Source organism: Arthrobacter sp. SPG23, from assembly GCF_000876655.1.
In the GTDB taxonomy this organism is placed as follows: Bacteria; Actinomycetota; Actinomycetes; order Actinomycetales; family Micrococcaceae; genus Arthrobacter.
On record NZ_JYCN01000024.1, the window covers coordinates 36,795 to 42,882 of the forward strand.

A 6,088-nucleotide genomic window follows, 5' to 3' on the forward strand; every position below is an offset into this window, starting at 1 on the left:
CATTAGCTGCCAGTTCGCGCTGAAGAAGGGCGCGGCTAGACCTGGGCGGCCACCCCGTCGCGGGAGATGGACACCATGTCCTCGCGCGGCACAACCTTGACCCGTTCGCGTGCAACCTCCACGCCGTGCGACCCGGTCTCGGTGGCCTTCTCGCCGAGGGCGCGCTCGTGCGCGTCCAGTGCCAGCCAGCCTTCCCAGCTGGTGTACTTCACGCCGCGGTTTTCCAGCAGTTCGACGACGGCGTCCGGTGCCGGCGCAGCGGCGAGCGGCAGGTTCGCGCGGTCTTCGAGCAGGTAGGTCACGGTCTCCAGGGCGTCGCCCTTGGTGTGGCCGATCAGGCCCACCGGGCCGCGCTTGATCCAGCCGGTGGCGTAGATGCCCGGCACGTGGGTGCCGGCGGCGTCCAGGACGCGTCCGCCGTCGTTCGGTACAACACCCTTCTTGTGGTCGAACTCCACCTCGGGCAGCGCGGAACCGAAGTAGCCGATCGCGCGGTAGACGGCCTGGACGGGGTAGTCCACGAACTCGCCGGTGCCGCGGGCGTTGCCCGTGCCGTCCAGCTCGGTGCGCTCAAACTTGATGCCGGCTACGCGGCCGGGGGTCTCGGCGTCGTCGTACACCTCAACCGGGCTGTGCAGGAAGTGCAGGTGCAGGCGGCGGGAGGCCGTGAGCTCGGAAAGGTCTTCCGGCTGCTCGGCGATCCAGTTGGTGAGCGTGCCAACCATGGTCTTGGTCTGGTTGTTGCTCTGGACCTGGCGGTCTGATTCCTCGTCGAACTCGAAGTCCTCCGGGTACAGGATGATGTCCACGTCCTTGGAGTGGGCCAGTTCGCGCAGTTCCAGCGGGGTGAACTTCACCTGGGCGGGGCCGCGGCGGCCGAAGACGTGCACGTCCGTCACGGGCGAGGACTTGAGGCCGGCGTAGACGTTGTCCGGGATTTCTGAGACCAGGAGGTCGTCGGCGTGCTTGGAGAGCATGCGGGCCACGTCCAGGGCCACGTTGCCGTTGCCGATCACGGCGATTTCCTTGGCATCCAGCGGCCATTCGCGGGACACGTCGGGGTGGCCGTCGTACCAGGAGACGAAGTCCGCGCCGCCGTAGGAGCCCTCGAGCTCGATGCCGGGGATGTTCAGGTCCGCGTCCTTGATGGCGCCGGTGGCGAAGATGACGGCGTCGTAGTGGGTGCGGAGGTCCTCGATGGAGAGGTCCGTGCCGTAGTCCACGTTGCCGAAGAACCGGATGTCGCCGCGGTCCAGGACCTTGTGCAGGGCGTTGACGATGCCCTTGATGCGCGGGTGGTCCGGGGCCACGCCGTATCGGATCAGTCCGTAGGGCGCCGGGTAGCGGTCAAAGAGGTCGATGCTCACGGTCAGCTCGCCGCTCTTGACGGCTTCGCTCTTGGTGAGGATGTCGGCGGCGTATACGCCGGCGGGGCCGGAACCCACGACGGCGACCCGGAGCGGGCGGGCGGCAGAACCTACGGTGGTGCTAGTTGACACGGCTGTGTTCCTTTTTTCTGTCACGGGCCCAACTGACTCGCACTTAACGTCGTGAAAACGGCTTTTGGGAGCGTTAACTGCGAGCTAGTTGGGAAGGGGCTACGGGGCTACGGGACTTCGGGGCTACTTGGTCAGTACGCGGGGCTGGTTCGGGGTGGTGGTGCTGTAGTCGGCGGTCTTGAAGTGCGACGGCGCGAACGGGCTGACGCGGACAACGTCGCCGATCACGATCACCGCGGGATTCGCGACGCCGGTGGCCTCAGCCTGGTCAGCGATGGAACCGACAGTGCCGATGGTCACGCGCTGGTTGGGCAAATAGCCGTTCTCAACGATGCCAACTGGAGTGTCCTGAGGCAAACCGGCAGCGGCCAGTGCAGCGGCGGATTCGCGGAGCTGGCCCACTCCCATCAGCAGCACGATGGTGTGGTCCGCGCGGGCCGGGACTTCGGAGAGTTCCTCGTGGCCGGTGACCACGCTGAAGCCCTTGGCCAGGCCGCGGTGCGTCACAGGGATGCCGGCTGCCGCGGGAACGGATATCGCGGAAGTCACGCCGGAGACCACTTCAACCTCGACGCCGTGCTGCCGGCAGAACTCGGCTTCCTCGCCGCCGCGGCCCAGGACGTAGGGGTCGCCGCCCTTGAGCCGGACCACGCGGTGGCCGGCCAGGGCTTCCTCGACGAGGATGCGGTTGATCTCGGCCTGCGGCACGGGATGGTGCCCGGGGGTCTTGCCCACCTCGATAACGCGGACGTCCGGGGCGAGTTCGTTCAGCAGCTCGCGGGGGCCCAGGCGGTCCGCCACCACGACGTCGGCCTGGCCGAGCAGCCTGCGGCCGCGGACGGTGATGAGCCCGGTGTCGCCGGGTCCGCCGCCCACGAGGGCCACGCTTCCCCGGTGGGCCCGCTGGCGGCGCAGCGGGAGGTCGCCGGTTTCCAGGGCGGTGGCCACGGCGTCGCGGAGGGCCATGGCGCGGCGCGGGTCTCCCCCGGCGTTGACGGCGATCTGCACGTCGTCCACCACGGCGACGGCGGGGGTCCAGGCGGCGGAAGCTTCGTGGTCCGACGCGTTGACGCACCAGATGCGCTGCGCCTCTGCGTCGGCCGAGACCCGGGCGTCCACCACGGAATCGCCGGTGGCCGTCTGGACGAACCAGGCGCCGTCGACGTCGGACGTGCGGTAGGTGCGCTGCTCCCAGGTGATGAGGCCGGCGTCGGCCAGTTCCTCAAGTCCGGCGGAGGCGAGGGGGGCAACCACGGTTACCCGGGCACCGGCGTCGAGCAGCCCTTTGGCGCGGCGCGTGGCCACCGGCCCGCCGCCCACCACCAGTACGGGGCGGCCCAGCAGGCGCAGTGCCGTGGGGTAAATGTCCTGAATTGCCATAAATCGACGATAGGGCCGCGTCATATACCGGAACAACGGCGCGGAAACACCAGTTCACGTAAGGTAACGCTGCGTCACATTGCTGGTGGACCGGCCGTGGCATCCGCAGGCCCCGGGTTCAGGCAGGTGGGCCCGGGGGAACCTGCCCGGCGAGGTACAGCCCGCGCACCGCGATGAGCCCCTCCAGGTACCGGCGCAGCACCAGCCGCTCCGCAATCCGGCCCAGCAGCCCGAACGGGGTCGTGAACTCCACCCGGTCCGTCATGATGCTGCCGCGGCCTGTGGCCTCGAACTCGTGGACGTGGCGGAAGGCCTTGAACGGCCCGCGGACCTGCTCGTCCACGAACCTCTCCGGGTAATCCATGGAGGTGATGCGGCTGGTCATGCGGAAGGGCACGCCGAAATGCCGTGCCCGCCAGGTCACTTCCTGCCCCTCGCCGATCAGGCCGGACGTCACACCGGCCACGGCCCGCTCCCCCGCCTCGGCCTGCGAGTCAAGGTGCGCATCAATGCTCCGCGCGAGGTCGAACAGGCGCTCCCGGGGCAGGGCGGACTCTGTGCGGCACACGAAGCTGGCGGTCATGGCGCCAGTCTGCCAGACCGGTCTGCTGCGGGCGCCATCTCCGCCGTCGCGGGGCACATTGACGCCGATTCAGCCCCGGGCGGGGCCTACGCCCGGCGTGTCCGTGTCGAAGTGCCCTGATTCGGTCACCGCACCCCACGCTGCGGACCCCGACGAAAAGCCAACAGCAGAGCCCGACGGCGGGACTCGCCGTCGGGCTCTGCTGTTTGGTTCTGCGCGGGTTGACTGGTGCGGCGGACCCTAGCGGGTGCTGCCGGCAAGGAGGCCGCGGCGCCGGAGGAGGCGCTTTTCAATCGGCGCGAACACCAGCAGTTCGATCAGGATGCCCACGGCCAGGATCAGCAGGATGGCAGACATCACGATCGTCATGTCGGCGAGGTCGCGGCCCTGGTTCAACATGGACCCCAGGCCGAAGCCGATGGTGCCGCCCACCGCGATGATTTCCGCCGCCATGAGGGACCGCCAGGAGAACGCCCAGCCCTGCTTCAAACCGCTCAGGTAGCCTGGCAACGCGGCCGGAAGGACGATCTGCAGGGCCATCTGCAGCCGGTTGGCGCCCAGGACGGTGCCCACGCTGCGGTACTGCGGCGGGATCTGGTCCACGCCGGAGATCAGCCCGTTGATGATGGACGGGATGGCGCCCATGAACACCACGAAGTACACCGTGGCATCCGTGAGGCCGAACCAGATAATGGCCGCGGGCACCCAGGCCACGGACGGCAGCACCTGCAGCCCGGAGATGAGCGGACCGAAGGCGCGGCGCAGCGGGGCCACCTGTGCCAGCAGGAGTCCGATCGGGGTCGCAATGACCACGCTGATCAGGAAGCCGGCAATGCCGCGCTGCAGCGACGTCCAGACGGCTTCCTGCAGGGACCCCTCGGCCCACAGGGTGCCGAACTGCCCCAGTACGTCCATTGGCCCGGGCACCAGGTCCCGGCGCTTGAAGCCGAGCGAAACATAGAACTGCCAGACCAGCACCAGGACCACGAGCGCCGCCACGGGAAGCAGGATGCGGCTCCAGTCGATGCGCGCCGCGCGGGCCGCGTCCGACTGCAGGGAATCAAGGCCGGATTCAAGCTCGCGCAGGTCCTCGTTGCCCGTGGAGGACCGTGTCAGTGCCGCGTGTACTTTGCGGGTTTCGGGCACGGGGCCGGCTGCCTCCCCGCTTACGGGGGCTTCTGCCAGGGGTGTCGGGTTACTTGGCATGGCGGCGGATCTCCTCTCGCAGCCGGGCGGTAATGACCCCGGTCAGCTGTCCGGCAAGTCCGGCGTCGGTTCGGTGTTCCTCGGTGACGTTCCATTCCTGGACGACGCGGCCGGGGCGTGAGGACAGCAGGAGCACCCGCTGGCCCAGCCGGACCGCTTCGCGGACGTTGTGCGTCACAAAAACGATGGTGCGGCCGGTTTCCTTCCAGATCCGTTCCAGTTCATCGTGCAGGAGGTCACGGGTGATGGCGTCCAGGGCGGCGAACGGCTCGTCCATGAGCAGCAGCTGCCGGTCCTGCGCCAGCGATCGCGCCAGGGAGACACGCTGGCGCATGCCGCCGGAGAGTTCGTGGGGGCGCTTGTCGCCGGCTCCGCCCAGGTGGACCAGGTCCAGGAGTTCGTTGGCTTTGGTGCGCCGCTCGGCCTTGCCCACGCCGCGCAGCTTCAGGGCGAGCTCGATGTTCTCCCGCGCCGTCAGCCACGGGAAGAGCGCGGCGTCCTGGAACATAAAGGCAGCGCCGTCGCTGGGGACTTCAAGGGCGCCCGACGTCGGGAGTTCCAGTCCCGCCATGATGTTCAGCAGGGTGGACTTGCCGCAGCCGGAGGCGCCGAGGAGGGCGACGAACTCGCCTTGGGCGATGCTGGCGTTGACGTCGTCCAGCACCGGGGCGCCGTCGCCGAAGCGTTTGCCCAGGTTTTCCAGTACGACTGGCATGGTCCTGTCCTTACGTTGATGGGGCTGGAGGTGGTGCTTTGGGGTTAGTCGTTGCCGAGGCCGGCAGCGGAGACCGGGCTGCCCCCGGTTTGGGCGGTGACGCTGTTTAGGGCGGTGAGGTCGAAGATCCCGTTGATGTCCGCCTGCTTGGTGGTGCCGGCCTTCACGCCGTCCTCAAGCAGTTTCTTGTAGGTTCCGGCCAGCGGATCCACGGTAAAGACGATGTTCTGCAGTGACCGATCGATGACGTCGGCCGGGAGTTCGGCACCTCCGGATTCCTTCAGGGCAGCATTCAGCTCGCTCGCCTTTTCCGCGGCCGGTGTGTTGTTGAGCCAGGCCACGGACTCGGCGTGGCCCTTCAGCAGGGCTTTGACGGTGTCCGGGTGGTCGGCGGCGAACTTCTTGTTCACGATCAGGATGGTGGTGGGGAACTCGCCCGGCTTGCCCGTCAGCGACCCGTCCCACAGATCCTTCTCGTCCACCAGGACCTTCGCGCCGGCCTGCAGCACCAGCCGGGACGCCCAGGGCTCGGGCAGCCACGCGCCGTCGAGCTTGCCGTCCTGGAACAGCTTCAGGGTCTGCGCGTTCTCGGTGGGGTTGATCGCCACGTCCCCGCTGCCGTCCGTGCCGGTCTTGTACCCCTGGCCGGCCAGCCACGCCCGCAGCGCCACATCCTGGGTCCCGCCGAGCTGCGGCGTGGACAGG

The 6,088-nt window shown here is 68.5% G+C and carries 6 protein-coding genes; all 6 read right to left on the reverse strand.

The window, feature by feature from the left end:
* Window positions 1-35 precede the first annotated feature (35 nt).
* Complete coding sequence (locus TV39_RS16070; RefSeq protein ID WP_043483389.1) at window positions 36-1,499, reverse strand: FAD-dependent oxidoreductase; 1,464 nt, start codon at window positions 1,497-1,499, stop codon at window positions 36-38.
* Between the two features lie 123 nt (window positions 1,500-1,622).
* A complete protein-coding gene (gene cobA, locus TV39_RS16075) occupies window positions 1,623-2,879 on the reverse strand; it encodes a uroporphyrinogen-III C-methyltransferase (protein ID WP_043483392.1) in 1,257 nt (418 codons plus the stop codon).
* Window positions 2,880-2,997: 118 nt separating this feature from the next.
* Entirely contained in the window at window positions 2,998-3,462 is a 465-nt protein-coding gene (locus TV39_RS16080; RefSeq protein ID WP_043483394.1) for an SRPBCC family protein, read from the reverse strand.
* A gap of 240 nt (window positions 3,463-3,702) precedes the next feature.
* Window positions 3,703-4,668 (reverse strand): ABC transporter permease, encoded by a 966-nt coding sequence (locus tag TV39_RS16085; RefSeq protein WP_144406441.1) that lies wholly within the window; start codon window positions 4,666-4,668, stop codon window positions 3,703-3,705.
* Complete coding sequence (locus tag TV39_RS16090) at window positions 4,658-5,383, reverse strand: ABC transporter ATP-binding protein (protein ID WP_043483399.1); 726 nt, start codon at window positions 5,381-5,383, stop codon at window positions 4,658-4,660. The genes TV39_RS16085 and TV39_RS16090 overlap by 11 nt, the downstream gene beginning before the upstream one ends.
* A gap of 44 nt (window positions 5,384-5,427) precedes the next feature.
* The coding region (locus tag TV39_RS16095) for an ABC transporter substrate-binding protein (RefSeq protein ID WP_043483401.1) at window positions 5,428-6,088 on the reverse strand (661 nt) is incomplete at its 5' end.

Excerpts from the sequence above, each read along its gene's own strand:
- TV39_RS16080 (WP_043483394.1), bottom strand. The coding sequence starts at position 3,462 with ATGACCGCCAGCTTCGTGTGCCGCACAGAGTCCGCCCTGCCCCGGGAG.
- TV39_RS16090 (WP_043483399.1), bottom strand. The coding sequence starts at position 5,383 with ATGCCAGTCGTACTGGAAAACCTGGGCAAACGCTTCGGCGACGGCGCC.
- TV39_RS16085 (WP_144406441.1), bottom strand. The coding sequence starts at position 4,668 with ATGCCAAGTAACCCGACACCCCTGGCAGAAGCCCCCGTAAGCGGGGAG.
- cobA (WP_043483392.1), bottom strand. The coding sequence starts at position 2,879 with ATGGCAATTCAGGACATTTACCCCACGGCACTGCGCCTGCTGGGCCGC.